The following is a 25,623-nucleotide window of genomic DNA, read 5'->3' on the forward strand; positions in this document are numbered from 1 at the left end:
GCGAGCGGGTTTTTTTTCGCCCTCGTCCTGGCATCGGCATCACTTGGGATTTGCAATGTCGTCCATTGCGGATCATTGAAGATATTCAGCAACCCTGAGGATGAGCCCGGAGTTAAGCGCCCATCTTCAATCCTTCGATCGTGTGCTTCTGCACGATAGGCTCAAGCCTGTCGACAATGCGGCAGCTGAGATGCTCGCGCACCTGAGCGGGCAGGGCATCCCAGTAAGCATGGGTTACCTGCAGATCATGTCGTTCCGCATTGCGCGCATCCGGCGCGTCCACGCCCAGTACCAGCACCGGCCGCTGGAACGGCGAGCGGTTTGCGGTGCCGCGATGTATCGTCAATGCCGAGCGCGCCGAGATATCGCCCATCACCGGCTTCTTGCGCTGCGCCTTCGCTTCAAAGCGCGGGTACAGCGAGCGATCCGGGAACATGCCGCTGCTGTCGCAGTGTCCGGTCAGGTCGTCCCATTGCGTGCCCGGCGCGATTTCAAGCGGCCCCATTTCGTCGGTGATATCGACGGTGGTCATGTTGAACGCCAGCGAATTCAGTCGACGTCCACGCGAAGTCGCTTCAGGCGTCGGGAAATCGCGGTGCCATGGCTGGTTCTCCGCGCCAGGGCCCGGAACGTCGAAGCCGATTTCCACGATCCGGTAGTCCGCGCCGAGCACGTTGCTGCATACCGCGTGCACCCAGGGATGCGTGGCCAGATCGACAAAACCACGCAGGCGCTGCGGATGCACTTCCACATAGAAGCGGTTCGGGCCGCGGTTCAGCGCGCCGCCGGGAATGTTCAAGGCTTCCTGGAACAGCACATCGATGTCTTCCCGCAAGCGTTCAACCCATGACCGATCGAAAGCGCCCTTGCAGGCGATGATGCCATCGCCATAAAGACCGCCGAGTATGGTTGACGCTTCAATCGCTTCTGCTTGCTGTTGCGGCTGCTTGTTCATGCGCACTCCGTGATGGATCCCGCCGGATGGCGAGGAAGGGAGGCGCCATTATGTCGCGCAGAGCCCCGTCTGGCGCGCACTTCCGGCGTATGGATGCGCATTTGCAGGCTGCATGCAACATCCTGGCGACAAGCATTGTCAATGCGCCATTGGCGATCGTGCATGCATGTGCATGAGCCTTGAAGCTCGGGTTCGCAAGCCTGCTGATGCGCGTTGTGTTGCGTTCGTCGCTATCAGCCTGCCTTGAAGGCATCCTATCGCCGCAGTTCCGACATGATCTTTTCAGCAAGGAAGTCGCATGGCGGGCGGTTGGATTTGGCGCTGCGCGCAAGCACGACTTCCAGCGGGCGGATGTCGGGCAATCCCTGCGCCTGTCCGAGCAGGTTGAATTGATCCGGAACCGCGCAGCGTGCCAGCGGCGCCAGCGCGAGCCCGGCCTGGACCATGCTGAGCAATCCCATCAGGCTCGGGCTTTCGTAGGAGGTTCGATACGGGATCCTCGCCCGTTCCAGGCTGCGGATCGCGTTTTCGCGTGCGACGCTGCCTGGCAGGAAAACCGCGATCGGCAAAGGCCGCTCCAGCCAGATGTCATGCGCGCTTGGCGCCGCGGCCCACACCATCGGTTCGAAGCGGATGAACTCGCCCGACAGCCCCTTCACCCGGGTCGCGCAGACCAGGTCCACCGAGCCATCCCTGACCATCGGCGCCAGCGCCGGACTTGGCAGGCCCACTACCTGAATCTCGACCTTCGGGTAGGTGGCGGAAAACTTCTTCAGGATGGAAGGCAAAAGCGAGGACGCATAATCGTCCGGCACGCCAATGACGACACGGCCAGTGACGTCGGGCCGAACCACAGCGGCCCATGCCTCATCGCGCAGCACCAGCATGCGCCGCGCATAGGTCAGCAGGACCTCGCCATCCTGTGTCGGGATCACGCTTCTCGGCTTGCGCACGAACAGCGGCTTGCCCAGCGCAGTCTCGAGCGTCTTGATCTGCATGCTCACCGCCGACTGCGAACGATGCACCACTTCCGCAGCGCGGCTGATGTTGCCGGTGTCGGCCACGGCCACGATCATTGCCATCACGTCCAGGTCCAGTGTTTTCATTGGTATCAGATAAGTTGATGCTTGCGTTCAGTATTACGCGATTTTCTTAGACAAGCGCGTCGTGCATAGTAACGCCAAAGGAGCCCGTCATGAACGCAAGAGTCAACCCATCGATATTCGTCACACGCGAGTTGTGCTTCGCCACGCTGCGATCCGGCATGAGCGTGCCGTATGTGGCCTGCGGCACGGGCGAACCGCTGCTGTTTCTGCATGGATCGCTTTGCGACTACCGTTACTGGAACAGCCAGACCCGCGATCTGTCGCAGCATTTCCTCTGCATTGCGATCAGCCTGAGCCATTACTGGCCCGTTGACGATGCCAGCATCCAGGCCGAGTTCGGCTGGAAGGCGCATGTCGCCGAGGTCGCCGAATTCATTGCGGAGATGGACCTGGGACCGGTGCACCTGGTCGGCCATTCGCGCGGCGGCTGCGTGGCCTTCCACCTGGCGCGCGAGTATCCGCATCTGGTGAAGTCGTTGACGCTCGCCGACCCGGGTGGCCCGCTGCGCATCGACGGTGTGCCGGAAGCGGCACTGCCGCCGGCAACGCTGGCGCTGCGTGAGCGCGCCGCGGGCTTGATTGAAAGCGGGGCCGTGGAAGTGGGACTCGAACTCTTCGTCGATTCGGTCAGCATGCCTGGCATCTGGAAACGAAGCACTTCCGCTTTCCGCGCGATGGCAATCGCCAATGCCGCCACGCTGCCGAAGCAGTTCCGCGATCCGCTGCCGCCCTATACGCGCGATGCGGCGGCACAGATCAAGTGCCGCACGCTATTGATCGAAGGCGAAAGAAGTCCGCGCATGTATCGCGACAATGTCGCAAAGCTCGTGGAGTGGATCGAGCATGCGGAAAAGAGAACGGTCACGGGCGCTTCGCATGGCATGAACGTCGCGAGTCCACTTGCGTTCAACAGCCTTGTTCACAGTTTCGCGCATGGATGAACCTGGACAGCGCCGTATGTCGAGCGCCTATGCACTCACATCACAATGGCGAAATGTTGTAACCGCTTGCAATAAGCCTGTGAAAGCTCGACGGGCAGCAATACAGTGGGACATCTTTCTCGCTTCCCCAAGGCGCCTGCCCGCTCATCCGAGCGGGCTTTTTTATGTCTGGCGGCAGCGCGTCGGCACGCAACAGCGCCATGTCGTCGCGTTCCCGGGTGTGCGACAGATTTGATCCAAGCGCGCTGGCGTGGCGTGGGAAATCGTAGGTTGGGCTGCCAAGCCCAACGGAACGTCGAGCGTCCGCGGACTTCATTGTTGGGCTTCCTTCGTCAGCCCAACCTACGTGTTGCCTACCGCGCGCGGCATGACAGGGACCGCTAGGCCGTGGCGTTCTTGCGCGGCGCCATCAACGTCCCGCGCGTATCCGGCCGAGTAACTGCAGCTTCCCGCCACGCGGCCGCAGCACCAGCATCTCGCCCGATTCCGGAAAGACACCCGTCAGCGCGGTGATGTTGACCTGGTGGGTTACCAGAACAAGGTTACGCTGTGCAGGGTGCGCGGAGATCAGCGCACGAAGCTGCGCAGTCTGCTCGGCCTCGCGCTTATCGTTCTCGAAAAAGGAGTTCAGCGCGGGCAGGGGTGTGACCGGCCCGAGCCCAAGCAGGCGCGCGGTCTCCAGGCAGCGGCACCAAAGGCTGGAATAGATATCGGCGCGTGTCACGCCATGCCGGTGAAAGCGCTCGCCCGCTTCGGTGGCTTCGCGCCGCCCCTGTTCCGACAGGTTGCGCTGAGTTGCGCAGTCATCGATGCGGAAACCCGGCGGGTCGCCGACACCCGGCGCCGATGCATGCCGCATCAGGACTAACTGACCACCGTCACGCAACGCGCGCCACAGCGCTTCGTCGTCGGCATTGCCGTCGGCCGCCCGCGCAAGGCCGGCGGCCAGCAGCGCCCAGGCACACAGCGTGCCGACGATTCTTCTCAGCCATGCAGCGTTCATGTCGTTTGCTCCGTCGATGGCGTTGATATTGCGCCCGCGCTTTCTATCTGCCTTGCCCGCGGCCTGTCGTCTATCCCCATGTAGGGATTGGCCGCAAAAAGCTCCGCAACCCATTCCACGAAGGCGCGCACCTTGGCCGACAGATGCCGGTTCTGCGGATACACCACGTGGATGGGCAGCGGATCGCTGCGCCAATCCGCAAGGATCTGCACCATACGTCCGGCCTCCACATGCTGGTTCAACAGGTAATCGACCATCTGCACCACGCCCAGCCCCGCCAGCCCGGCGGCGGTATAGGCGGTCGAATCATTGAGCGCGATCGCGCCGCGCATGGGCATCACCAGGCGCTCGTCGCCGCGCCGGAAGTCCCAGTCATACGTCTTGCCATTCTTCGGCGAGAAATAATTGACGCAGCGGTGCTGCTCGAGATCGCGCGGATGCTGCGGCACGCCATGACGCGCCAGGTAGGACGGTGCGGCCGCAGTGACGAAGTTCATCATGCCGATGCGCCGCGCGATCAGGCTGGTGCTCCACAATTCACCGCCGCGCACCGCGCAGTCCACGCCTTCTTCCACCAGGTCCACTGGCCGGTCCGAACAGCCGAGTTCAAGCACGATGTCGGGATAGCGCTGGAAGAAGTCGGGCAGGGCCGGCACCAGGATTTCGCTCGCCAGCCCGGTCGGCGCATCCACGCGTATGCGACCGCTCGGCGACATGCGGGTGCGCGACAGTGATTCCTCGGCATCGCGCACGTCCGACAGGATGCGCACGCAGCGCTCGTAATAGGCGGCGCCGTCGGTGGTGACCGTGACATTGCGCGTGGTCCGGTGCAGCAGCTTGGCCGACACTGCCTTTTCCAGCGATTGCACCAGCGTCGATACCGTTGCCTTTGGTAGCTGCAGCATGTCGGCGGCGCGCGTGAAGCTGCCGGCATCGACGACTTGCACGAAGACTTCCATTGCTTGCAGTTTATTCATGGTTTGCCCTTTCCCCTCAGAAATGCCGGGCAGATGGCTAGAGGGCTACTGCTTGCGGTCATTGTTCAGCATTCTGAACAATGGATTCGCGAATGCAGGATTTATCGGATTCTAAGCGAAGACTATAGTTGCGGCTCGGTGAATCCGATTCGCCGATGGGGCAGGCGCCCTAGGCCTGCAGGCCGGGAAGGACCATCGTTTGGTGCAGGAAAAAGCCGGCGGTGTCACGGAAGGAGCGAACATGAAACTCGATCGTCACGAAATCAGCGCTGTTCTTGGTGTCGCGCTCGGCACCGCGGTTGTCGCCGCCGCCGTGCTCAGCGACGACTATGCTCAAGCGGCAGGCGCCGAGGCGCGCGGCTACGACTCGCTGTTTCATGCGCTTGCGCCCATGGACAATGACGCTGCGTCCGGGGCATCGGCCGGCGCGGTTTCTGCTACCTTGACGGCTTTCCATGAGGGCCAACGATGACCATGATGCACACCCCCGATGACGGCCACACCCTGGCGGTACGCGATCTGCAGGTACTGGGCGCCGACGGACCGATGGCAGGGCGGCTGTACAAGGCCAGCGCCGACGGTCGGCGCGATGTGCTGATCGTGTTCTTCCACGGCGGCGGCTTCGTCGAGGGCAACCTGGAAGACGCGGATCCCTTCCTGCGCCATCTGGCCGAGGCGAGCGGCTATCCGGTGGTGCTGTCTTCGACCTACACGCTGGCGGGCGTCAAGCCGTTTCCGGCCGCGGTCGAGGATGCGCATGCGGTGCTGATGTGGGCGAAGAAGAACAAGGGCAAGCTGGGCTGGACCGGCAAGCGCATGCTGGTGGCCGGCATCGAAGCCGGCGCGAACCTGGCGGCGGTGTGCGCATTGATGGCGCGCGATCGTGGCGCGCCGCAACTGGCAGGCCAGATCCTGATCATGCCGATGCTCGATCCGGCGCTGTCGACCTGCTCGATGCGCCAGATGCCAACCTGCAGGAATGAAGCCCGCATGGTCGAGGAATGCGCGGCGGCGTATCGCGACTATCTGCCGCATCCGGCCGACCGCAGCCATCCGTATGCGTCGCCGCTGCAATCGAGCCGCCTGAAGAATCTGCCGCCGGCGCTGATCCTGTCGGTCGAGGACGATCCCTTGCGCGACGAGGCCGAAGCCTACGGCAGCAAGCTGATCGCGTTCGGCGTGCCGACCACGGTCCGGCGTTTGCAGGCGGTGCGCCTGCAGGAGCCGAATGCGCGCAATGAGTGCGCCTGCCAGGGCCATGCGCTGGCCGAGATCGCGAACTTCATCGACGGTCTCGACGAGGAAACGCTGCCCGAGAGCTGTTGATCCGGCGCGGGAAAGCCGCGCGAAGCATCGATAAACGAAGAAAAGAGGCGTCGCGAAAGCGGCGCGCGGGACCCGCTTTTTCCGGACGCTTTTCACCCCTCGTCCGGGCAAGCCCGGGAGGGCCCCGTTTTGCCCGATGAATGATGAATTCCAGAAAAGGAGAAACCACATGAATGCGATTAAAGAGTTGCGAAGCACACTGCGGCCCGCCGTGCTCGCGCTGGGCGCAGCCGGCATGGCCGCCCTCATCGCCGGCTGCTCGGACGCCACCGGCAAGGCCGCCGCCGGCGCTGCGCCCGGTGCGCCGCCGGTGTCGGCCGCGACCGTGCTAGAACAGAACGTGGCGGAGCCGCAGGAATTGTCCGGCCGGCTGGAAGCGGTCGAGCGCGTCGAGATCCGGCCGCGGGTTTCGGGTTTCATCACCGCAGTGAATTTCAAGCCGGGCGCCGAAGTGAAGAAGGGCGAGGTGCTGTTCATCATCGATCCGCGTCCTTACCAGGCCGAAGCCGACCGCGCCGAAGCGGCCGCCCGGTCGGCGCGCGCGAAGGCCGAGCTTGCCCGGCTCGAGCTGCGTCGCGCCGAGCGGCTCCTGGGCGACAAGGCCATCGCGCAGCGTGAATATGACGAGCGCGCGGCGAGCCAGAAGGAGCTGGATGCCAACGCGCTTGCTGCTGAAGCGCAGGCCGAGGCGGCACGTTTGAACCTGTCCTACACCCGCGTCACCGCCCCGATCAACGGGCGCGTGTCCAAGGCCGAGATCACGCTGGGCAACCTGGTCGATGCGTCCGCGGTGCTGACATCGGTGGTCTCGCTGGATCGCATTTACGCCAGCTTCGACGGCGACGAGGAAACCTTCCTGCGCGTCTCCCGCCGCGCGCATGCCGGGCAGGCGGTGCCGGTGCGCGTTGGCCTGGTCAACGAAGAAGGCTTCCCGCATGAAGGCAAGCTGGAATTCATCGACAACCAGCTCGACACCCGCACCGGCAGCGTGCGCATGCGCGCGGCCTTCGCCAATGCGGACCGCAGCATGACGCCCGGCCTCTTTGCCCGGGTGCGCATCGATGGCGACAGCAGGAAGGCCATGCTCGTCAGCGACCGCGCCATCGGCACCGACCAGAACCGCAAGTTCGTGTTCGTGGTCGGCGAGGGCGGGCGCGCCGAGTACCGCGAAGTCAGGCTCGGACCGGTCTTCGATGGCCTGCGCGTGGTCCGCGCCGGCGTGAAGCCGGGCGAGAACGTGATCATCAACGGCCTGCAGCGGGTCAGGCCCGGCGCGCCGGTACAGGCGCAGATCGTGCCGATGACGGCAAGCGCGCAGCCATTGCAGGACAAGGACGCGAAGCTGGCTGCGGCGAGCGTCAACGCCAAGGAATGAAACCATGAACATCTCACGCTTTTTCGTCGACAAGCCGATCTTCGCGGCCGTGCTGTCCATCGTCGTTTTCGTCGCCGGCCTGATCGCGATGTTCGTGCTGCCCATCTCGGAATACCCGGACGTGGTGCCGCCCTCGGTGGTGGTGCGCGCGCAGTATCCGGGCGCCAATCCGAAGGTCATCGCGGAAACCGTTGCCACGCCGCTCGAGGAGCAGATCAACGGCGTCGAGAACATGCTGTACATGAGCTCGCAGAACACCTCGGATGGCGCGCTGATGCTGACCGTGACCTTCAAGATCGGCACCAATGTCGAGCAGGCCGAGACGGCGGTGCAGAACCGGGTGCAGCGGGCCCTGCCGCGCCTGCCGGAGGAAGTGCGCCAGATCGGCGTGACCACGGTGAAGAGCTCGCCGAACCTGACCATGGTGGTGCACCTGAATTCGCCTGACGGCCGCTATGACGACCTGTATCTGCGCAACTATGCGGTGCTGAACATCAAGGACCAGCTGGCGCGCATCCATGGCGTCGGCGAAGTGCAATTGTTCGGCTCGGGCGACTATGCGATGCGCGTCTGGCTCGATCCGCAAAAGGTCGCCGCGCGCAATCTGAGCGCAGGCGATGTCGTTGCCGCCATCCGCGAGCAGAACGTGCAGGTCGCCGCCGGCGTAATCGGGCAGGGTCCGGCCAAGGGCGCCGACTTTCAGCTGACCGTGAACACCCAGGGCCGGCTGCAGTCGGTCGAGGAGTTCGGCAACATCATCGTCAAGACCAATGCCGATGGCGCCACCACGCTGCTCAAGGACGTGGCGCGCATCGAGCTCGGCTCGGATTCGTATGCGCTGCGCTCGCTGCTGGACAACAAGTCCGCGGTGGCGATCCCGATCTTCGAGGCGCCGAATGCGAATGCGCTGCAGTTGTCCACCGACGTGCGCGCAAAGATGGCCGAGCTGTCGAAGGACTTTCCGCAAGGCGTCGAATACCAGATCGTGTACGACCCGACGCAGTTCGTGCGCGAGTCGATCGATTCGGTGGTGCACACGCTGTTCGAAGCCATCGCGCTGGTGGCGCTGGTGGTCATCGTGTTCCTGCAGACCTGGCGCGCTTCGGTGATTCCGCTGTTGGCCGTGCCGGTGTCGGTGGTGGGCACTTTCGCCGTGATGCTGATGTTCGGGTTCTCCATCAATACGCTGTCGCTGTTCGGGCTGGTGCTGGCCATCGGCATCGTCGTCGACGACGCCATCGTGGTGGTGGAAAACGTAGAGCGCAATATCGCCAATGGCCTGAATCCGCATGACGCCACGGTGCAGGCAATGAAGGAAGTGAGCGGCCCGATCATCGCGATCGCGCTGGTGTTGTGCGCTGTCTTCGTGCCGATCGCCTTCGTCTCCGGCCTGACCGGCCAGTTCTACCGCCAGTTCGCGCTGACCATCGCGATCTCGACCGTGATCTCGGCCTTCAGCTCGCTGACCCTGGCGCCGGCGTTGTCGGCCGTGCTGCTGCGGCCACACCATGCGCCCAAGGACCGTCTGACGCGCGCCATCGACGCCGTGTTCGGCCGTTTCTTCGCCGCGTTCAACCGCTTCTTCGGCCGTTCCTCACAGCGCTATGAAGGCGGCGTGCAGCGCGTGCTGAAGCGCAAGAGCGCGGCGCTGGCGGTGTATGTGCTGCTCGCCATTGCCGGCGTATTCGTGTTCCGGGCCGTGCCGCCGGGCTTCGTGCCGTCGCAGGACAAGGCTTACCTGATCGGTTTCGCGCAGCTGCCGGATGCCGCCTCGCTCGATCGTACCGACGCGGTGATCCGCAAGATGTCCGAAATCGCCGCCGGCATCGATGGCGTGGAGTCTTCGGTGGCTTTCCCCGGACTGTCGATCAATGGCTTCACCAATGCGCCGAACGCCGGCATCGTCTTCACCACGCTCAAGCCTTTCGACGAGCGTCGCGGCAAGTCGCAGAGCGCCGAAGCGATCGCGGCCGAGATCAACAAGCGCATGGGAGCGATCGAGGATGCCTTCGTGATGGTGCTGCCGCCACCGCCGGTGAGCGGCCTGGGCACCACCGGCGGATTCAAGTTGATGCTCGAAGACCGCGGCAACCTGGGTTACGACGCCCTGTACAAGGCGGTGCAGGCGGTGCAGGCCAAGGCAGCCACCGACAAGCGCCTGCAGGGCGTGTTCTCGGGCTACCAGATCAATGTGCCGCAGCTGTTCGCCGATATCGATCGCGTCAGGGCCAAGCAGCTGGGCGTGCCGCTGGCGGAAATCAACCAGGCGCTGCAGATCAATCTGGGCTCGCTCTATGTCAACGACTTCAACCAGTTCGGCCGTACCTACCAGGTGCGGGTGCAGGCCGACGCGCCGTTCCGCTCGCAGCGCGAGCAGATCGCGCAGCTGAAGGTGCGCAACAACCGCGGCGAGATGATCCCGCTGTCCTCGCTCATGAAGATCCGCGACACCTACGGTCCTGACCGGGTGCAGCGCTACAACAACTATGTGGCCGCCGAGATCAATGGCGGCGCCGCGCCCGGCGTGTCTTCGGGCCAGGCGCAGGCCATCATGGAAGAGATCGTGAAGGAGACGCTGCCCAAGGGCATCGCCTATGAATGGACCGATCTGACCTACCAGGACATCCTGGCCGGCAACACCATGGTCTATGTCTTCCCGCTGTGCGTGCTGCTGGTGTTCCTGGTGCTGGCCGCACAGTATGAAAGCTGGACGCTGCCGCTGGCGGTGATTCTGATCGTGCCGATGTCCATCCTGTGCGCGCTGCTCGGCGTGAAGCTCAGCGGCGGCGACAACAACATCTTCACGCAGATCGCGCTGTTCGTGCTGGTCGGGCTGGCTTCGAAGAACGCGATTTTGATCGTCGAGTTCGCCACCGAGCTGGAGAGGCATGGCCGCAGCACCGTGGCCGCCGCGCTGGAAGCCTGCCGTCTGCGGTTGCGCCCCATCCTGATGACGTCGATCGCTTTCATCATGGGCGTGGTGCCGCTGGTGTTCTCGCACGGCGCCGGCGCGGAGATGCGTCATGCGATGGGCGTGGCCGTCTTCGCCGGCATGCTCGGCGTGACCTTCTTCGGCCTGTTCCTCACGCCCTTGTTCTATGTGCTGCTGCGCACGCTGGCCCAGTGGCTGGAGAGGCCAAAACACGCGCACGGCCACGATGGCCAAGCGCCGGCCCATACCGGCGAGCACGCTCCTGCATTGGAAGGAAATCACTGACATGAAGACCATGAGCCCTTTGGCTGCGGCCCCATTGCTGGCGGCCCTGCTGTTGTCCGCCTGCGCCGCGCCCGAGTTCAGGCAGCCGGAGGTGGACGTTCCGACGGCATTCCGTGAGCAGCAGACGAGCGCTGCTTCACCCGGCGCCGATGAAGTCCGTCGCGCCGCCGACGGCACCACCTGGAAACCCGCGCGCCCGGCGGAAGCGCAGCCGCGCGGCGAATGGTGGCGCAGCTTCCATGACGCATCGCTGGATGCACTGATCGCGGAAGCGACGGCAGCCAACCAGACGCTGGCGGTGGCTACTGCCCGCGTGAAACAGGCGCGCGCCATTGCCGGTATCGCGCAGGCCGATCGTGCGCCGCAGGTCGGCGTGGCGCTCGGCGCCGAGCGCGCCCGGCTGTCGCCGCTGGAACTGAATCTGCCGCCGGGCACGGCGGTCGCGCCGGCGAATGTCTACAGCGCCCGCCTGTCGGCCAGCTATGAAGTCGATCTGTTCGGCCGCGTTTCTTCGAACGTGGCCGCGGCGCGCGCGGATGCCGGCACAGCCGAAGCCAGCTTTCGCTCGGTGCTGCTGTCACTGCAGGCCGACGTAGCGCAAGCCTATTTCCGTCTGCGCGCGCTGGATGCCGATCTGGCCACGGTGGCGCGCACGGTGGCGCTGCGCGAGGAAAGCCTGCGCATCACCAGCCGCCGTTTCCAGGAAGGCGATATCGGCGAATTCGATGTGTTGCGCGCAAAGACCGAGCTGGCAACAACGCGCGCCGAAGCCATCGGCCTGCAGCGGCAACGCGCCACGACCGAACATGCGCTGGCGGTGTTGCTGGGCAAACCGGCTGCCAGCTACAGCGCGCCGGCCCGTCCGATGGACGAGCTTGCGGCCTTGCCCCTGATCCCGGCCGGCCTGCCATCGAGCCTGCTGGAGCGCCGCCCCGACATCGCCGGCGCGCAGCAAGCGATGGAGGCAGCCAATGCGCGCATCGGCGTGGCGCGCTCGGCGATGTTCCCGGCGCTGACCCTCAGCACGGCCGGCGGCGGCATCGGCACCAGTCCGGCCGATGTGCTGAAGTGGAGCAGCCGTTCCTGGCTGCTGGGTGCAGCGCTGGCGGCGCCGCTATTCGACGGCGGCCGCATCCGCAGCAATATCACGCGCAGCCAGGCCGCCCTGGAAGAAGCGGTGGGCTCGTATCGACAGAGCGTGCTGCAGGCCTTTGCCGAAGTCGAGGACGACCTGGCATCGCTGCGCATTCTGGCCGAGCAGAGCGACGAGATCGCGCAGGCGCAGACAGCGGCGCGCCGTTCCGCGGACCTCGCGCAAAAGCTGTATGACGCCGGGCGCGGCAGCTATCTGGAACTGCTCGATGCGCAACGCAATCTGGCCACCGTGGAGCGCAATGCGGTGCAGCTGCGCGGCGAGCGCGCCGTCACGACGGTCGCTTTGATTCGGGCTTTGGGCGGAGGCTGGGATGCACCGGGCGCGGTAGCGAATGGCGAGCAGGGAATGCGCAACTGAGCATCACCATTCCGTTGTCCCCCCCGCTTCGTATGCGCCGGCGCAACCTGCGGCAATGACGCGGGTTGCGCCGGTTTTTTGTCCCAGGCAAGGTCGATGTCGATGCTGTGCCCTTCATGCTTTCCATGCGCCGTGCAGGAAGCATGTCGGTCAGTATGTGGATTCGCGCAACCGGGAAGGTCGTTTCAGTGGAACAAGAGATACACTTCCTGGTCCAATTCTGAAAGTCCACGCCATCGTGCGGCACCATGCCATGCAAAAACCAAGGTCCAATGGAAAGGCGGAGCAGACGGCAAGCGAGCCGACGCCCTGGCTGAAGAAGCTCGGCCCCGGTCTGATCACCGGCGCCGCGGACGATGACCCGAGCGGCATCGCCACTTATTCCCAGGCGGGAGCGCAGTTCGGCTTCGGCATGCTGTGGACGCTGTTGTTCACTTATCCGCTGATGGTCGGCATACAGATGGTCAGCGCGAGAATAGGGCGGGTAACCGGTCACGGCCTGGCCACGAATATCCGCAAGCACTATCCCGCCTGGCTGCTCTATCTCCTTGTCTGCCTGCTGCTGCTGGCCAATACCATCAACATAGCCGCCGACATTGCCGCCATGGGCGATGCGGCCAGGCTGTCGCTGGGCGGATCGGCGCATGTGTATGCGGTGATCTTCGGGATGGTGTCGGTGGTCCTGCAGGTATTCGTGCCGTACAGCCGCTATGTGAGCGTGTTGAAGTGGCTTACCCTGGCGCTGCTCGCCTATGTGGCCACGGTGTTCATCGTGCATATTCCGTGGGCCAGGATGCTGAGCAAGGCCTTGCTGCCCGAACTGGTGTGGCAGCCCGCTTACGTGACGACGATGGTCGCGGTATTCGGCACCACGATCAGTCCCTATCTGTTCTTCTGGCAGGCTTCGCAGGAGGTGGAGGACATGAGGGCCATCCCGGGAGCCAGGCCCCTGAAGGTGGATCCGGGCCAGGCGCGCGCCGACTTCAGCCGCATCAAGACGGACACCTACATCGGCATGGGCTTTTCCAACCTGGTGGCCTTTTTCATCATGCTGACCACGGCCGTGACGCTGAATGCCCATGGCGTGACCGATGTGCAGACTTCGGCACAGGCCGCGCAGGCGCTCAAGCCCATTGCCGGCGATTTCGCCTTCATGCTCTTTGGCATGGGCATAGTCGGCACCGGCCTGCTCGCCATTCCGGTTCTCGCCGGTTCCGCTGCCTATGCGATGGCAGGCGCTTTCCACTGGCGCAGCAGCCTGGAGCATGAGCTGGCGACGGCGCCACGCTTCTACGGCATCATCATCGTCTCCACCTTGGCTGGCATCGCGCTCGGCTTCATGCCCATCGATCCGATACGCGCGCTGTACTGGAGCGCGGTCATCAACGGCATCATCTCGGTGCCGATCATGGTGGTCATGATGCTGATGGCGGCGCGAACGGACATCATGGGCAAGCTCGTGATCACGCGCCGCCTGAAGATACTCGGCTGGCTCGCCACTGGCGTGATGGCGAGCGCAGCGCTGGCCATGTTCGTCATGCCCTCAGCCTGAGGCGCGCGCCCATCCCGTCCAGCTTTACGCCTGCTCCCAGCGATATTCGCCAAGCTCGGCAAGCATTTCAGCCAGCGCCGCCTCGAGTTCGGCGAACTCTTCATCGAGCGCTTCCTTTCCGGCGAGCTGCTCGATCGCGGCGACGGCGTCATGCGCCCTCTTCGCATGGAAGACGCCGACCATGCCGCGTATCGTGTGCGCCTGGTGGGCGATCACGGCGGCGTCGCCTGCGCCGATGCCGGCGCGCAGGCGCGCCATCTCATCGGGAAGGTCGCGCAGGAAGATTTCGCGGATGTCTTCGAACATCTCGGCGCAATCGTCCATCGCGCTGCGCACCTTGGCGAAATCGATGATCGCCGCAGTGGTATCGGTCTTCTCCTTCGGCTCGGTCGCGTGGTCCGATGCAGCGCCCAGCGCTTCGAGTTCGCGCCAGAGCAAGGCGGTGTCGATCGGCTTGGCGAGATAGCCATCCATGCCGTGCTTCAGGCAGCTCTCCCGGGTGCCACGCATGGCATGCGCCGTCAGAGCCAGGATGGGGATGCGCCGTCCCGTCTCGCGTTCCCGCAGGCGAATCAGCTCGGTGGCTTCGTAGCCGTTCATCTCGGGCATATCAACGTCCATCAGGATCGCGTCGAATCCGCCTTGCCGCCACAGTGCAATGGCTTCATTGCCGTTCCCCGCAAGCACGACCTTGTGCCCCTGCTTTTCCAGCAACCGCTGCGCGAGCGCGCGGTTGACCTGATTGTCTTCCGCCACCAGCAGCCTGAGCTGACGGGTCGATTCGCGCAGCAGGTGCCGCGTGACCAGCGGCGTGTCCGCGTTGTCCGGCAGGCTCAGCGCTTTCTGAATGGCACGTTGCAATTCCACGTGAGATATCGGCTTGACCAGGTAGCTGGACACGCCAAGATCGCGACACCGGCTGGCATCGCCGCGACGCCCTTCGGAAGTGAGCATCATCACGGTGGCGCCGGTGAGTTCGGGGCGCTCCTGGATGTGCTGCGCCAGTTCGAAACCATCCATGTGCGGCATCTGCACGTCGAGCAGGGCTAGCGCGTAGGGCGATCCATCCGCCCGGGCGCGCTCGAGTTCCGCCAGGGCTTCCTCTCCGCTTGGCACCGCATGCGGCTGCATCTGCAGACGCTTGAGCGCACCAATGAGAATGCTGCGGTTGGTCGCATTGTCATCCGCCACCAGCACCCGTAAGCCCTGCAGAGCTGGCAGCGATTGCGGGCCCGGAGCCTCCATGGGCGTGGCAACCGGCACCCGTAAATCGAGGTAAAAGGTGCTGCCCTTGCCGAGTTCGCTTTCCAGGCGCAACTTACCGCCCAGCAGGCTGGCGAGCTGCGAGGAAATCGACAGACCGAGCCCGGTGCCGCCGTATTTCCGGGTGGTGGACGTATCAACCTGGGAAAATGCATCGAAGATGGCGCTGAACTTGTCCGCCGGTATGCCGATTCCGGTATCCCGCACGCTGATGCACAGCTCGGCGATGGGCTCGGCGATTCCATTGGTCCTGGTAACGGCAACCTCGACTTCACCCGCATGCGTAAATTTGATTGCATTGCCGATGAGGTTGACGAGAATCTGCCGCAGCCGCCCGGGGTCGGAAACGACGCGCGACGGCACCTCGGGCGCGACATGCAGCAACAGCTCCAGCTTTTTCTCATGGGCCTGAACCGCTTGGGCCCGCATGACTTCATGCATTGTCGCTTCCAGCGAGAAGCCGATTTTTTCCACATCCAGCCGGCCGGCTTCGAGCTTGGAGAAGTCAAGGATATCGTTGATGACCTGCAGCAGCGAGTTCGCCGACAGCTTGACCATGCGCAGGTAATCCGCCTGTTCGGCGCTCAGCTCTGTGTCCAGTGCCAGTTCGGTCATGCCAATGATGCCGTTCATCGGTGTGCGGATCTCATGGCTCATGTTGGCGAGGAAATCGCTCTTGATCCGGTTTGCCTGTTCCGCCGCGTCCTTGGCGCGCAACATCTCTGCTTCGACTTCCTTGCGCGCCGTGATGTCCGTCCGAATGGCGATGTATTGCTTGGGCTGGCCATGCTCGTCAAGCAGCGGCACGATCGTCGCATTGACCCAGTACAGCACGCCGCTGCGATTGCGATTGCAGATCTCGCCGTTCCACACCTTGCCGCTGGTAATCGTGCGCCAAAGATTCTCGAAGAACGCCTTTGGCATCATTCCGGAGCCGATGATGCGATGGTTCTTGCCGATCAGGTCCTCTCGGGTGTAGCCGCTGATCTGGCAGAACAAATCGTTCGCATAGGTGATGTTCCCGGCAGCGTCGGTGATGCTGACGATGGCGTGCTGGTCCAGCGCGAATTTCTGATCATCCAGCGCGCGCCGCGTGGCTTCGCGTTCCCGAACGAGCACCGCGGTCTGGTTGAACATGTCTACCACGCGGCGGATTTCGAGCGGCTCATTGCTGGCATCGATCGATTCGGCGACGATGGCGCCAGTGCCCAGGTCTTCCACCACATCGCGCAAGCGCTCCAGTCCACCCAGCCAGTGCAGCAGCATCACGCGGATCAGTAGCAGCCCGGCCAGCAATGCCATCGCGCTCGTGCTCAGCGCCACGACGGCGAGCGACCAGAATTGCGAGGCAATGGCCTGCGTGTCGTACTGCAGGCGCATGACGCCGTAATCTCTTCCGCCGGCGGTCACCGTGCGGTTCACGTCATAGAGCTTGGCGGCGATGAGCTGCTCCAGCCACGCGGGCGCGCTGTGGTTGGGAGCCGTGCGCGAGTTGGCGACCACGCGCGCATCCTGCATGTCGATGAAGGCGGCGGACCTGAACATCGACGCCTGCACCGCGCGGTCCAGTGTTTTGAACACCGTGTCATAGTCGCCGATGACTGCGCTGTCCTTGATGGCCTGCGCAGCCACTTCCACCACCATGACCGATGCCACCTGGGTGTTTTCAATTTCGCGATCGAACTGGAATTGAAGAAACCCCGCCAGTCCGCCCGCAACAAAGCTGAGCAGAGTCAACCCATAGAGAAGGAAGACGCGGTTGATCAGGGAGGCGGGAAGCACACTCTCCAGCCGTCGCAGCATGCGCATGGTGTATCGCATTGGCTTCAGCGCAGGCTTACCGGCGCGGTTTGATAGAAGTTGCGATACGCCGCGTATTCGGACCCGTTCGAAGAGATGAAAACCGTCGATGCGGGAAGCTTCACCAGCTCGGAAGCGGAGTGCAGCACCTTGATGCCCTTGGGATCCTGGGCCATGCCGACGAAGGCACGCTGGATGGCCTTGGCGTCTTCCTCCGGGACATGCTTGGCGACCATGAGGGCGAGGTCGTGCAGCGCCTCGGACTGCCACAGCACGCGCAATGGCTTGCCTTCACGCTTGGACCACCCCTCCGCGAGTTGCGAGTTGGCGCCCACCGCTTGCGCCTTGCCGCTGAGAAGCTGGGCGAAAGCGCCGTCATGGTTGCCGCTGAAATTCACCTGGACCGGCACCTTTTCATTCAGCAGATGGGCATAGGTGTATTTGTACGCGACGAGCGCCTCGGGGCCGGGAAAGGCCACCGATTGATCGGCGAGCTGCTCGAGTTTCCTGATGGGCGAGTCAGCCAGCACCACGATTTGCCCGTAGATCGGCGGGGTATTGCGACGCGCCAGGGTGCGCCAGCCGAGCTTGTCGCGTTCCGGGCTGAACAGATGATTGGTGAAAACGAAATCGACTTCCTTGGCCAGCACATAGGCAGTCGTGTCCGCCGAGGTCCGGCCGATCTTCAGGCGCAGCTGCAAGCCGGTTTTTTCGGAGACGTAGTTGATGATTGGATTCCAGTAGCTGGCGGTCAGCTCGATGCCGTACTGATTGACCGGCGAGAACTGGTAGACCCTGCCAGGCTCGGCGGCAATGGCCTGGCGTGCTGGCGCGGACAACGCGGCGGCTGTGGAGAAGGCAAGGCAGAGGAGCAGGGTGCGGCGTAGTTTCATGATCATGTCGTTTCGTTGTCAGGGTTGTTCGTTGACTTGAGTGTGAATCTCAGGCGTGAACCTCAAGAGCCATGGAGGTTTCGTTGGCGCTTTCATCATCGGCAAAGCGCTCGCGGATGGCGATCACTTCATCCCAGTCGCTGAGAAAAGCGTCGACACAGGAGGGATCGAAATGCTTGCCCTTGCCGTCGATCAGGAACTGGATCGCGCTTTCCACGCTCCATGCTTTCTTGTACGGGCGCGCCGAAGTCAGCGCATCGAATACATCGGCGACCGCGACGATGCGCCCGAATATCGGGATCTCATCTGCCGTGAGGCCGCGCGGATAGCCGCTGCCGTCGAATTTTTCGTGGTGGGTATAAGCGATTTGCGCAGCGGCTGCGAGCAGCGGGGAACGCATCTGGCTCAATACCTTGTAGCCGATCTCTGCGTGCTGCTTCATGATCTCGAACTCTTCGGGAGTCAGACGGCCCGGTTTCAGCAGGATCGCATCGGGCGTGCCGACCTTGCCGATATCGTGCATCGGCGCGGCTTCCAGCAGCAGTTCCTGGTCCGCATTCGAAAGCGCGAGCACACGGGCAATGTGCCGCGAGTAGTGCGCCATGCGCAGGATATGCGATCCGGTTTCCGGGTCGCGGTATTCCGCCGCCTTGGCCAGACAGAAGATCGTGCTGCGCTCCTGCTCGACGATCTGGCGCGTTGCCTTGCGCACCTCCTCGTCCAGCCATGAAATGCGGTCGTAACTGAGCTTCTGGTTCTTCCTGAGCGCGAGCATGTTCCTGGCGCGGGCGATGAATTCCACATTGTCGAGCGGCTTGTTGAGGAAATCGGTGACGCCCTTCTGCAGGGCTTCGTGTCGCAGGGCGACGTCATGATTTGCCGTAACCATCAGCACCGGCACGTCGTGGTGCCTCTCGCGGAAGCGTGCTACCAGCGTTGTTCCGTCGAGGTCGGGCATCATGAAATCGACGATCAGCAGGTCCGGCTGATTCGCGCCGCACCACGCCAGGCCTTCCTGCGGATCGGTGAAACAGATCGCTTCGCAGTCGGGGAGCTTGCGCACCAGATACTGCAGCATGGTCAACGACATTGGCGTGTCGTCGACGATCACTATCTTCATCATTTGCTCACTCCTGTTCCTTCGCGATTCGGTTTCTTCTGGAGATGGTCTTCTACCGTTGGTTATCGGTGAATTTCCCAATAGCTTCACGGCGCAAAACACCAAGTCTCACAAAAAGTTTTATTGTGGAAATAAAAATGCGGTCGGCACGGGGTCTGCAGCATCTTCTCAAATCCATTTTTTCACAAATAAAATAAAAGAATCGCGAAAATTTGTTGATTTCGTTGGATCATATCATATATTATTTCTCCATAGAAACGTAAATGATGCTGATCTTCGGTAAGCAAAAGTCGCAAAGGCGATCAAGCGGACCCCAGCGTTCAGCGAAATGTTTGACTTCTGGTTGGGTGGGACGCGGCTGTGGCGACCGTCAACGGGGATGAGAAACCGGGCGCTGGCAGCCCGGAGCAGCGGCCGTCTTGCTTGCTTCTCCCCATTCCGGTTACGCGGACCTTCTCATGTATTTCAGGCCCTGCGCCTGTCACACCCAACCCGGACACTTAACCCGAAAATTTCACAGGCATGAGCTCGCATACGTCCGATGACCACACCAATTCCCTCGCCTCCGCAGAGGTGGACCCGAAGGGAAGCATGTATGACCGCCTCGGACACATCGTCCGTCAATTGCATGATTCCCTGCGCGAATTGGGATATGACCGCAGCCTGACTGCAGTGGTCACCGAAGTCGCCGATGCTTCCGATCGGCTGCAGTACATCGCAACCCTGACCGAAAAGGCCGCCAACACCGTGCTCAACACGGTGGACGAAGCCATGCCTGTGCAGGAGGCGCTTATTGCCGATGCGTGCGCCATCGAGAAGCGCTGGCAGAAGCTCGAAGGCGGAGAGGGCGATGTCGACGCGTTCAAACTGCTGGCTGCGGATATGCGGCGTTTTGTCAGGGAAACCGGCGCGACGGCAGAGGCCGAGAAGGCAAGGCTGATGCGCATCATGATGGCGCAGGACTTCCAGGACATCACCGGGCAGATCATCAAGAAAGTGGTGGGCATCACGCAAAAGCTGGAGCGCGAGCTCGCGCAGCTTCTGGCCGACAATGCGCCGCGTAGCGGCCGCGAACACCACAAGCCCATGGACCTGCTTGCCGGCCCCGATGTTCCGGCAGAGGCAATGGCACAGAACGATGTCGATGACCTGCTCGCCGACCTCGGGTTTTGATTACCTTTCCTTCTCTACGCAATGACCGCCAATAGCAAATGCTTTCTGATCGTCGATGACTTTCCCACGATGCGGCGCATCATCACCGGGCTTCTGAAGGAGCTTGGCTACTCGAATTTTGTCGAGGCCGAGAACGGCGAGGAAGCACTGTCCCGTATCCGGGGCGGAGGGATCGACTTCGTGCTTTCAGACTGGAACATGCCGGTGATGGATGGCCTGAGCCTGCTGAAGCATATCCGCGCCGACGACAGCTTGCGGCACTTGCCGGTGCTCATGGTGACCGCTGAAGCGAAGAAGGAGAACATCATCGCCGCGGCGCAAGCCGGAGCCAGCGGCTATGTCGTCAAGCCGTTCACCGCGGGCACGCTGCAGGAGAAGCTCACAAAGATTTTCGACAAGCTGGCAAGCGCGGTTTGAATCTCGTAAAGGCGTCGACGGATATCGGATCCGCCGATGGACCTGCAACGTAATGAACAAAGGAATATTTTGAATATCTCCCGTTTGCTTTCAAAGACGACAATCGCCAGCAGGCTGCTCTTTCTGACGATGAATGCGCTCGTCGGCATCATCCTGATGACCGCCTTCGTCCTTTACCAGGAACGCGAGCTGGTGCTCGCAGAGCGCCAGAACGGCGTGAAGGAAGCGGTGGAGACCGTGCATGGCACGCTGGCCTACTACCATGAAAAGGTCATCGGTAACGAGCTGACGCTCGCGGAGGCGCAGCGGCGCGCGCTCGGCGCGATTCGCAAGATGCGCTACGGCGATGGCGAGTACTTCTGGGTCAACGACATGACGCTCAGGATGCTGATGCATCCAGTCAAGCCGGAGCTCGACAACACCGATATCTCCAATATCCAGGACCCGACCGGCGCCCGCATCTTCGCAAACATGCTTGAACTGGTGAAGAAGAGCGGCGCCGGCTTCGAGCGCTATATGTGGCCCAAGCCCGGCAGCGAAGCGCCGGTGCCGAAGGTGTCGTATGTGAAGGGCTTCGCGCCCTGGGGCTGGGTCATTGGCTCGGGCGTGTACCTGGACAAGGTGAACACAACGGTATGGCAGCAGACGAAGATGGCGTTGCTGATGGCTGCCGGTATCGGCGGCGCCCTGTTCGGGATTGGTTTAACGATCGCCCGTTCCATCACCCGTCCTATCGGCGAAGCCATCGATGTGGCGCAACGCGTGGCCAAGGGCGACCTGACCAGCACGATCGACGTGAGTTCGCAATCCGAAACCGGGCAACTGATGCGCGCGCTGAAGGAGATGAATGACAGCCTCGTTCGCATCGTCGGCAACGTCCACAACAGCACCGACGCCATTGCGGCGGCGTCCAGCCAGATCGCCAGCGGCAACCTGGACTTTTCCAATCGCACCGAGGAGCAGGCCAGCTCGCTCGAACAAACCGCCTCGGCGATGGAAGAGCTCACTGCAACAGTCAGGCAGAACGCGGCAAATGCCGAGGCGGCGAACCGGCTGGCGGAGTCGGCTGTGAGCGTTGCGCAAAACGGCGGGAATATCGTGTCGCAGGTGGTGACGACGATGGCGTCCATCCATGCCTGCTCGACACAGGTCAGTGATATCACCGGCGTGATCGACGGCATCGCCTTTCAGACGAATATCCTCGCATTGAACGCCGCCGTGGAAGCGGCGCGCGCCGGCGAGCAGGGACGCGGCTTCGCCGTCGTGGCCAGCGAAGTGCGCAACCTGGCCCAGCGCTGCGCCAGCGCGGCAAAGGAGATCAAATCCCTTATCGGAAACTCGGTCAGCCAGGTCCAAAGCGGCAGCCAGCTCGCGCGGCAGGCGGGAACCACGATGCAGGATGTGATCACCAGCATCGAGCAGGTGCATGACATCATGGTCGGCATCACCACCGCCAGCAACGAGCAAAGCGCAGGCATCGAGCAGGTCGGCAAGGCAGTCAGCCATCTCGATCAGGTCACGCAACAGAATGCTGCCCTGGTCGAGGAAGCAGCGGCGGCTGCCGGATCGCTGCGGCAGCAGGCTGCAGACCTGCGCGGCCTGGTCGCCGTGTTCCACATCGGCCGCGCCGATGCGGTATCTGCGCCGACGCCGCAGATCGCATACCAGGGATCGCGATGAAAATCCCGGGCCGCTTCGGCAAGTACTGGCTGGCGTATTCGATCGCGCTGCTGAGCCTGCTGCTCGTCGCGGGCATTTGGCTGACGACGCAACGCGAACTGTCCCGGACAAGGCAGCACTTCCTGAGCGAAGGGGAATCGGATGCCGCCAGCCTGGCGCAAATCTTCGAGGCGCATACCGTGCGCACGATTCAGGCCGCCGACCAGGCCGTGCAGTTTCTTGCGTTCGAATATGCGAAGCAGGGCATGGCTCTCGATATTGCGAAGCTGGTCGATTCGGGCGTGATCCTTGGCGATATCTTCAATCTGTTCACCATCGTCGATGCGAAAGGCGATGTCATCCTGTCCAGCAAGCCATTCGCGCCGATGAACCTGAGCTTTCGGGAGCACATCAGCGTGCACCGCGATGGCCTGGTGCAGGGGCTGTTCGTCAGCAAGCCGGTGCTCGGCAAGGTGTCCGGCAAATGGTCGATCCAGCTGACGCGGCGCATCGCCAACGCCGATGGCAGCTATGGCGGCGTCGTCGTGGTGTCGATGGATCCGTACTACTTCACTCATACCTATGAATCGGCCAATATCGGCGAACACAGCGCCATCAAGCTGGTCGGCGAAGATGGCATCGTGCGTGCATGGCGTACGAGCGAGGAGGGCACTCTCGGGCAGGATATTTCCAACAGCGAACTGTTCGCGCGCATCAGAAAACATGAGCAGGGCGTTTCGCGGGCCGTCAGCTCGCTGGATGGCCGCGACCGCCTCTATGCCTGGCGCCGGATCCATGGACGTTCGCTTTATGTCGTCGTTGGCCTGGACATGGAAGAACTGCTGCGGCCCTACATGCGGGTGCGCGACCAGGCCCTCCGCCAGACAGTCCTGACGACCGCGGTGGTGCTGCTCCTGTGCGGCATGTTGCTGTTCTTCACGGTCCGCCTCATCCGCAGCCGTGAACAGGCGCTGATCGCCAGCGCTGCGAAGACGCAATTCCTGTCGAACATGTCGCATGAGCTGCGCACCCCGCTCAATGGCATCCTCGGTTATGCCGAGTTTCTGCGCGAAGACTTGCCGCCGGGGGAGCTCAGGGAATTCGCAAACAACATCTATGACAGCGGTTCTCACCTGCTCTCACTGGTGAATACGGTGCTGGACATGAGCAGGATCGAGGCGCGGCAAGTCAGGGTGGCGCTCAGCGACTTCGACCCGCGCGACCTGGCGCGGCAGGCATTCCTCGCGCATCGCAGCAGCGCCGAGGTCAAGGGCCTGCACATGGAAATGGAAGTCGCCGAAGATGTGCCCGGCCTCGTGCGCGGCGACCGCGGAAAGATGCTGCAGATTCTCAACAACCTGCTGCACAACGCCATCAAGTTCACCGACGCCGGCAGCGTGCGGTTCATGCTGGCGGCGCAGGGACGGGAGCTGCATTTCACTGTCGCGGATACCGGTTGCGGCATGTCCGCGGACGCGGTGCAGCACATCTTTGAAACCTTTTACCAGGCCGACTCGAGCAACGTTCGCGCCGCCGAAGGAACAGGACTGGGGCTGGCGATCGTGCGTGAACTCGCGAGCATCCTGGGCGGCCGGGTCGACGTGCGCTCCGCGCGCGGCCAGGGTTCCACATTCACCGTGACGCTGCCCCTCGCTGCCGCCGACAAGCCGCGCGAGGGCGAAGCGGAAACCGTCCGCGAACATCAGTAGAGCAAGCCATGGAAGCATTTTTTGCCGCAGTCAGGATACTCGTCGTGGAAGACAACCGGATGAATCGCGACATTGTCGAGCGCCAGTTGCGGCGCGTGGGCTGCACGCAGATTGCCACGGTAACCAACGGGCAGGAAGCGCTCGACTGGCTGCGGCAGCATCGCTGCGACATCATCGTCACCGATTGCCAGATGCCGGTGATGGACGGCTATGAGATGACGCGCCGGATCCGGAGCGTCGAGCATGGCGGCGCGCTCCGTCTGTACATCATCGCGCTGTCCGCCAGCGCCATGGACGAGGACATCGCGCGCTGCTTCTCGGTCGGCATGGACGCGCATGTCGCAAAGCCAACGCAGTTGGCCGCCATACGCGAGGCGCTGGAAAAGGCGGCGGCTGCGGGACTCGTGCAGTAAAAGCGTCGAATGTCGCCGGCGCTGCCGTGCGCTCACGACGCGCTTGCGTGGCCTTTCCGGTGCAGGAGCAGGTGGGCGATCATGCCGACCACGATGCCCCAGAATGCCGAACCCAGGCCCAGAAAAGTCATGCCGGAAGCGGTAGCCGCGAAGCTGATCAGCGCGGCTTCACGATGGTCTTGTGCGGCGACGATGCCGGCCAGGTTGACCATGATCGCGCCCAGCAGCGCCATGCCGGCGAGCACGGCGATCAATTCCCTGGGCAACGCCGCGAAGAGCAGCACCAGCGTGCCGCCGAACATGCCACCGACAAGATAGAAGAGGCCGTTGGCGATGCCGGCGACATACCGTTTCGCCGGGTCGTGATGGGCTTCGTCGCCGGTGCAGACAGCGGCGGTGATGGCTGCGATGGCGATCGTGATGCCGCCAAATGGCGCCACCAGCACCGAGGCCAGGCTGTTGGCCGTGATGATCGGGCGTGCAGGGCTTTGATAGCCGGACATCTTCAGCACCGTCATGCCGGGAAGGTATTGCCCGGTGAGCGTGACCAGCACCAGCGGCAGCGCAAGGCTGAACGTGCTGGTCCATGACCAGGCGGGCATGATGAGATGCGGAACGACCAGTTGCAGCCGCACTTCCGAGAAGTGGGTGCTCCCCGTCAGCACCGCCAGGACGCTGCCGAACAGCAGCAGCAACACGATGCAGTAGCGCGGGAACAGGCGCTTGAAGACGAGATAGGCGACGATCATTGCGAGCGCCAGCAAGGGAAGCGTGCTCACCGCCTTGAATGCGTTCAGCCCGAACGGGAACAGGATGCCGGCCATCATGCCGCTGGCCACGCCTTTCGGAATGAGCGCCATCAGCCGTTCGAAGCCGCCCGTCGCACCGAGGGCCAGGATGAGCACGGCCGCGGTGATGTAGGCGCCGACCACCTCCTGCATCGAAATCGAAGGAAACAGCGAGAGCAGCAGCGCCGTGCCCGGTGCGGACCAGGCCGTGATCACCGGGATGCGCAGCTTCCAGCTGAGATACGTCCCGGACAACGCCGCGCCGATCGAAATGCCCCATACCCAGGACGCGAACATGTCGTTGGACATGTGGCCGGCCTGCGCGGCCTGGTAAAAGATCACCAGCGGCCCCGAATAGGACACCAGCACCGCAAGGAAACCGGCGGTGACGGCGGAAAGAGACCAGTCGGCCGTGCGCATCGG

At 63.0% G+C, this 25,623-nt stretch carries 21 protein-coding genes; 12 read left to right on the forward strand and 9 right to left on the reverse strand.

Annotated features, from left to right (window positions below; all coding sequences use genetic code 11):
- Positions 1–112: 112 nt before the first annotated feature.
- The gene (locus JJB74_RS23710; protein WP_200596098.1) at positions 113–955 is read right to left on the reverse strand and encodes a phytanoyl-CoA dioxygenase family protein; all 843 of its coding nucleotides are present in this window, start codon (positions 953–955) and stop codon (positions 113–115) included.
- Positions 956–1,209: 254 nt separating this feature from the next.
- On the reverse strand, positions 1,210–2,061 hold the full coding sequence (locus tag JJB74_RS23715) for a LysR substrate-binding domain-containing protein (protein WP_200596101.1): 852 nt from the start codon (positions 2,059–2,061) through the stop codon (positions 1,210–1,212).
- 89 nt (positions 2,062–2,150) lie between these two features.
- On the opposite strand from JJB74_RS23715, the gene JJB74_RS23720 reads away from it, so the two are divergent.
- Positions 2,151–3,002 carry an alpha/beta fold hydrolase gene (locus JJB74_RS23720; RefSeq protein WP_200596103.1) on the forward strand — a complete coding sequence of 284 codons (852 nt, stop codon included), beginning with the start codon at positions 2,151–2,153 and terminating at the stop codon, positions 3,000–3,002.
- A gap of 40 nt (positions 3,003–3,042) precedes the next feature.
- On the opposite strand, the gene JJB74_RS23725 is transcribed toward JJB74_RS23720, so the two are convergent.
- The 3 genes from JJB74_RS23725 to JJB74_RS23735 all read right to left on the reverse strand — a co-directional run bounded on the left by JJB74_RS23725 (position 3,043) and on the right by JJB74_RS23735 (position 4,982).
- On the reverse strand, positions 3,043–3,318 hold the full coding sequence (locus tag JJB74_RS23725; protein WP_200596105.1) for a hypothetical protein: 276 nt from the start codon (positions 3,316–3,318) through the stop codon (positions 3,043–3,045).
- A 93-nt stretch (positions 3,319–3,411) separates the two neighbouring features.
- Positions 3,412–4,005: a histidine phosphatase family protein gene (locus JJB74_RS23730; RefSeq protein ID WP_234484797.1), complete on the reverse strand. Its 594-nt coding sequence runs from the start codon at positions 4,003–4,005 to the stop codon at positions 3,412–3,414.
- Positions 4,002–4,982, reverse strand: a complete 981-nt coding sequence (locus JJB74_RS23735) for a LysR family transcriptional regulator (protein WP_200596107.1) — start codon at positions 4,980–4,982, stop codon at positions 4,002–4,004. The genes JJB74_RS23730 and JJB74_RS23735 overlap by 4 nt, the downstream gene beginning before the upstream one ends.
- A gap of 199 nt (positions 4,983–5,181) precedes the next feature.
- On the opposite strand from JJB74_RS23735, the gene JJB74_RS23740 reads away from it, so the two are divergent.
- From JJB74_RS23740 to JJB74_RS23765, 6 genes are all read left to right on the forward strand, one after another.
- On the forward strand, positions 5,182–5,454 hold the full coding sequence (locus tag JJB74_RS23740; RefSeq protein WP_200596109.1) for a hypothetical protein: 273 nt from the start codon (positions 5,182–5,184) through the stop codon (positions 5,452–5,454).
- A 2-nt stretch (positions 5,455–5,456) separates the two neighbouring features.
- Positions 5,457–6,308: an alpha/beta hydrolase gene (locus tag JJB74_RS23745; protein ID WP_234484798.1), complete on the forward strand. Its 852-nt coding sequence runs from the start codon at positions 5,457–5,459 to the stop codon at positions 6,306–6,308.
- Positions 6,309–6,477: 169 nt separating this feature from the next.
- The gene (locus JJB74_RS23750) at positions 6,478–7,683 is read left to right on the forward strand and encodes an efflux RND transporter periplasmic adaptor subunit (protein WP_200596110.1); all 1,206 of its coding nucleotides are present in this window, start codon (positions 6,478–6,480) and stop codon (positions 7,681–7,683) included.
- Between the two features lie 4 nt (positions 7,684–7,687).
- Positions 7,688–10,900, forward strand: coding sequence for an efflux RND transporter permease subunit (locus JJB74_RS23755; protein ID WP_200596112.1), 3,213 nt, complete (start codon positions 7,688–7,690; stop codon positions 10,898–10,900).
- Position 10,901: 1 nt separating this feature from the next.
- Positions 10,902–12,413, forward strand: coding sequence for an efflux transporter outer membrane subunit (locus JJB74_RS23760; RefSeq protein ID WP_200596113.1), 1,512 nt, complete (start codon positions 10,902–10,904; stop codon positions 12,411–12,413).
- A gap of 253 nt (positions 12,414–12,666) precedes the next feature.
- The gene (locus JJB74_RS23765; protein WP_200596115.1) at positions 12,667–13,965 is read left to right on the forward strand and encodes an NRAMP family divalent metal transporter; all 1,299 of its coding nucleotides are present in this window, start codon (positions 12,667–12,669) and stop codon (positions 13,963–13,965) included.
- 24 nt (positions 13,966–13,989) lie between these two features.
- Here the strand turns inward: JJB74_RS23765 and JJB74_RS23770 are convergent, their stop codons facing one another.
- The 3 genes from JJB74_RS23770 to JJB74_RS23780 are packed head-to-tail and all read right to left on the reverse strand — an operon-like array spanning position 13,990 to position 19,044.
- Positions 13,990–17,037 (reverse strand): hybrid sensor histidine kinase/response regulator, encoded by a 3,048-nt coding sequence (locus JJB74_RS23770; protein ID WP_200596117.1) that lies wholly within the window; start codon positions 17,035–17,037, stop codon positions 13,990–13,992.
- A 17-nt stretch (positions 17,038–17,054) separates the two neighbouring features.
- A complete protein-coding gene (locus JJB74_RS23775) occupies positions 17,055–17,921 on the reverse strand; it encodes a phosphate/phosphite/phosphonate ABC transporter substrate-binding protein (RefSeq protein ID WP_200596182.1) in 867 nt (288 codons plus the stop codon).
- A gap of 49 nt (positions 17,922–17,970) precedes the next feature.
- A complete protein-coding gene (locus tag JJB74_RS23780) occupies positions 17,971–19,044 on the reverse strand; it encodes an HD domain-containing phosphohydrolase (RefSeq protein WP_325170163.1) in 1,074 nt (357 codons plus the stop codon).
- Between the two features lie 519 nt (positions 19,045–19,563).
- Here JJB74_RS23780 and JJB74_RS23785 point away from each other — a divergent pair.
- The 5 genes from JJB74_RS23785 to JJB74_RS23805 all read left to right on the forward strand — a co-directional run bounded on the left by JJB74_RS23785 (position 19,564) and on the right by JJB74_RS23805 (position 24,412).
- On the forward strand, positions 19,564–20,214 hold the full coding sequence (locus JJB74_RS23785) for a protein phosphatase CheZ (RefSeq protein ID WP_200596119.1): 651 nt from the start codon (positions 19,564–19,566) through the stop codon (positions 20,212–20,214).
- A 21-nt stretch (positions 20,215–20,235) separates the two neighbouring features.
- Positions 20,236–20,631: a chemotaxis response regulator CheY gene (cheY, locus tag JJB74_RS23790; protein ID WP_200596120.1), complete on the forward strand. Its 396-nt coding sequence runs from the start codon at positions 20,236–20,238 to the stop codon at positions 20,629–20,631.
- 69 nt (positions 20,632–20,700) lie between these two features.
- Complete coding sequence (locus JJB74_RS33990; protein ID WP_325170164.1) at positions 20,701–22,311, forward strand: methyl-accepting chemotaxis protein; 1,611 nt, start codon at positions 20,701–20,703, stop codon at positions 22,309–22,311.
- A complete protein-coding gene (locus JJB74_RS23800) occupies positions 22,308–23,999 on the forward strand; it encodes a sensor histidine kinase (protein WP_200596121.1) in 1,692 nt (563 codons plus the stop codon). Before JJB74_RS33990 ends, JJB74_RS23800 begins: the two co-directional genes overlap by 4 nt.
- 8 nt (positions 24,000–24,007) lie before the next feature.
- A complete protein-coding gene (locus JJB74_RS23805; RefSeq protein ID WP_200596122.1) occupies positions 24,008–24,412 on the forward strand; it encodes a response regulator in 405 nt (134 codons plus the stop codon).
- Between the two features lie 32 nt (positions 24,413–24,444).
- Here JJB74_RS23805 and JJB74_RS23810 read toward each other — a convergent pair whose 3' ends face one another.
- Entirely contained in the window at positions 24,445–25,620 is a 1,176-nt protein-coding gene (locus JJB74_RS23810; protein ID WP_200596124.1) for a benzoate/H(+) symporter BenE family transporter, read from the reverse strand.
- Positions 25,621–25,623 lie beyond the last annotated feature (3 nt).

The sequence above is a fragment of the Noviherbaspirillum pedocola genome, from assembly GCF_016632335.1.
Lineage (GTDB): Bacteria > Pseudomonadota > Gammaproteobacteria > Burkholderiales > Burkholderiaceae_D > Noviherbaspirillum_A > Noviherbaspirillum_A pedocola.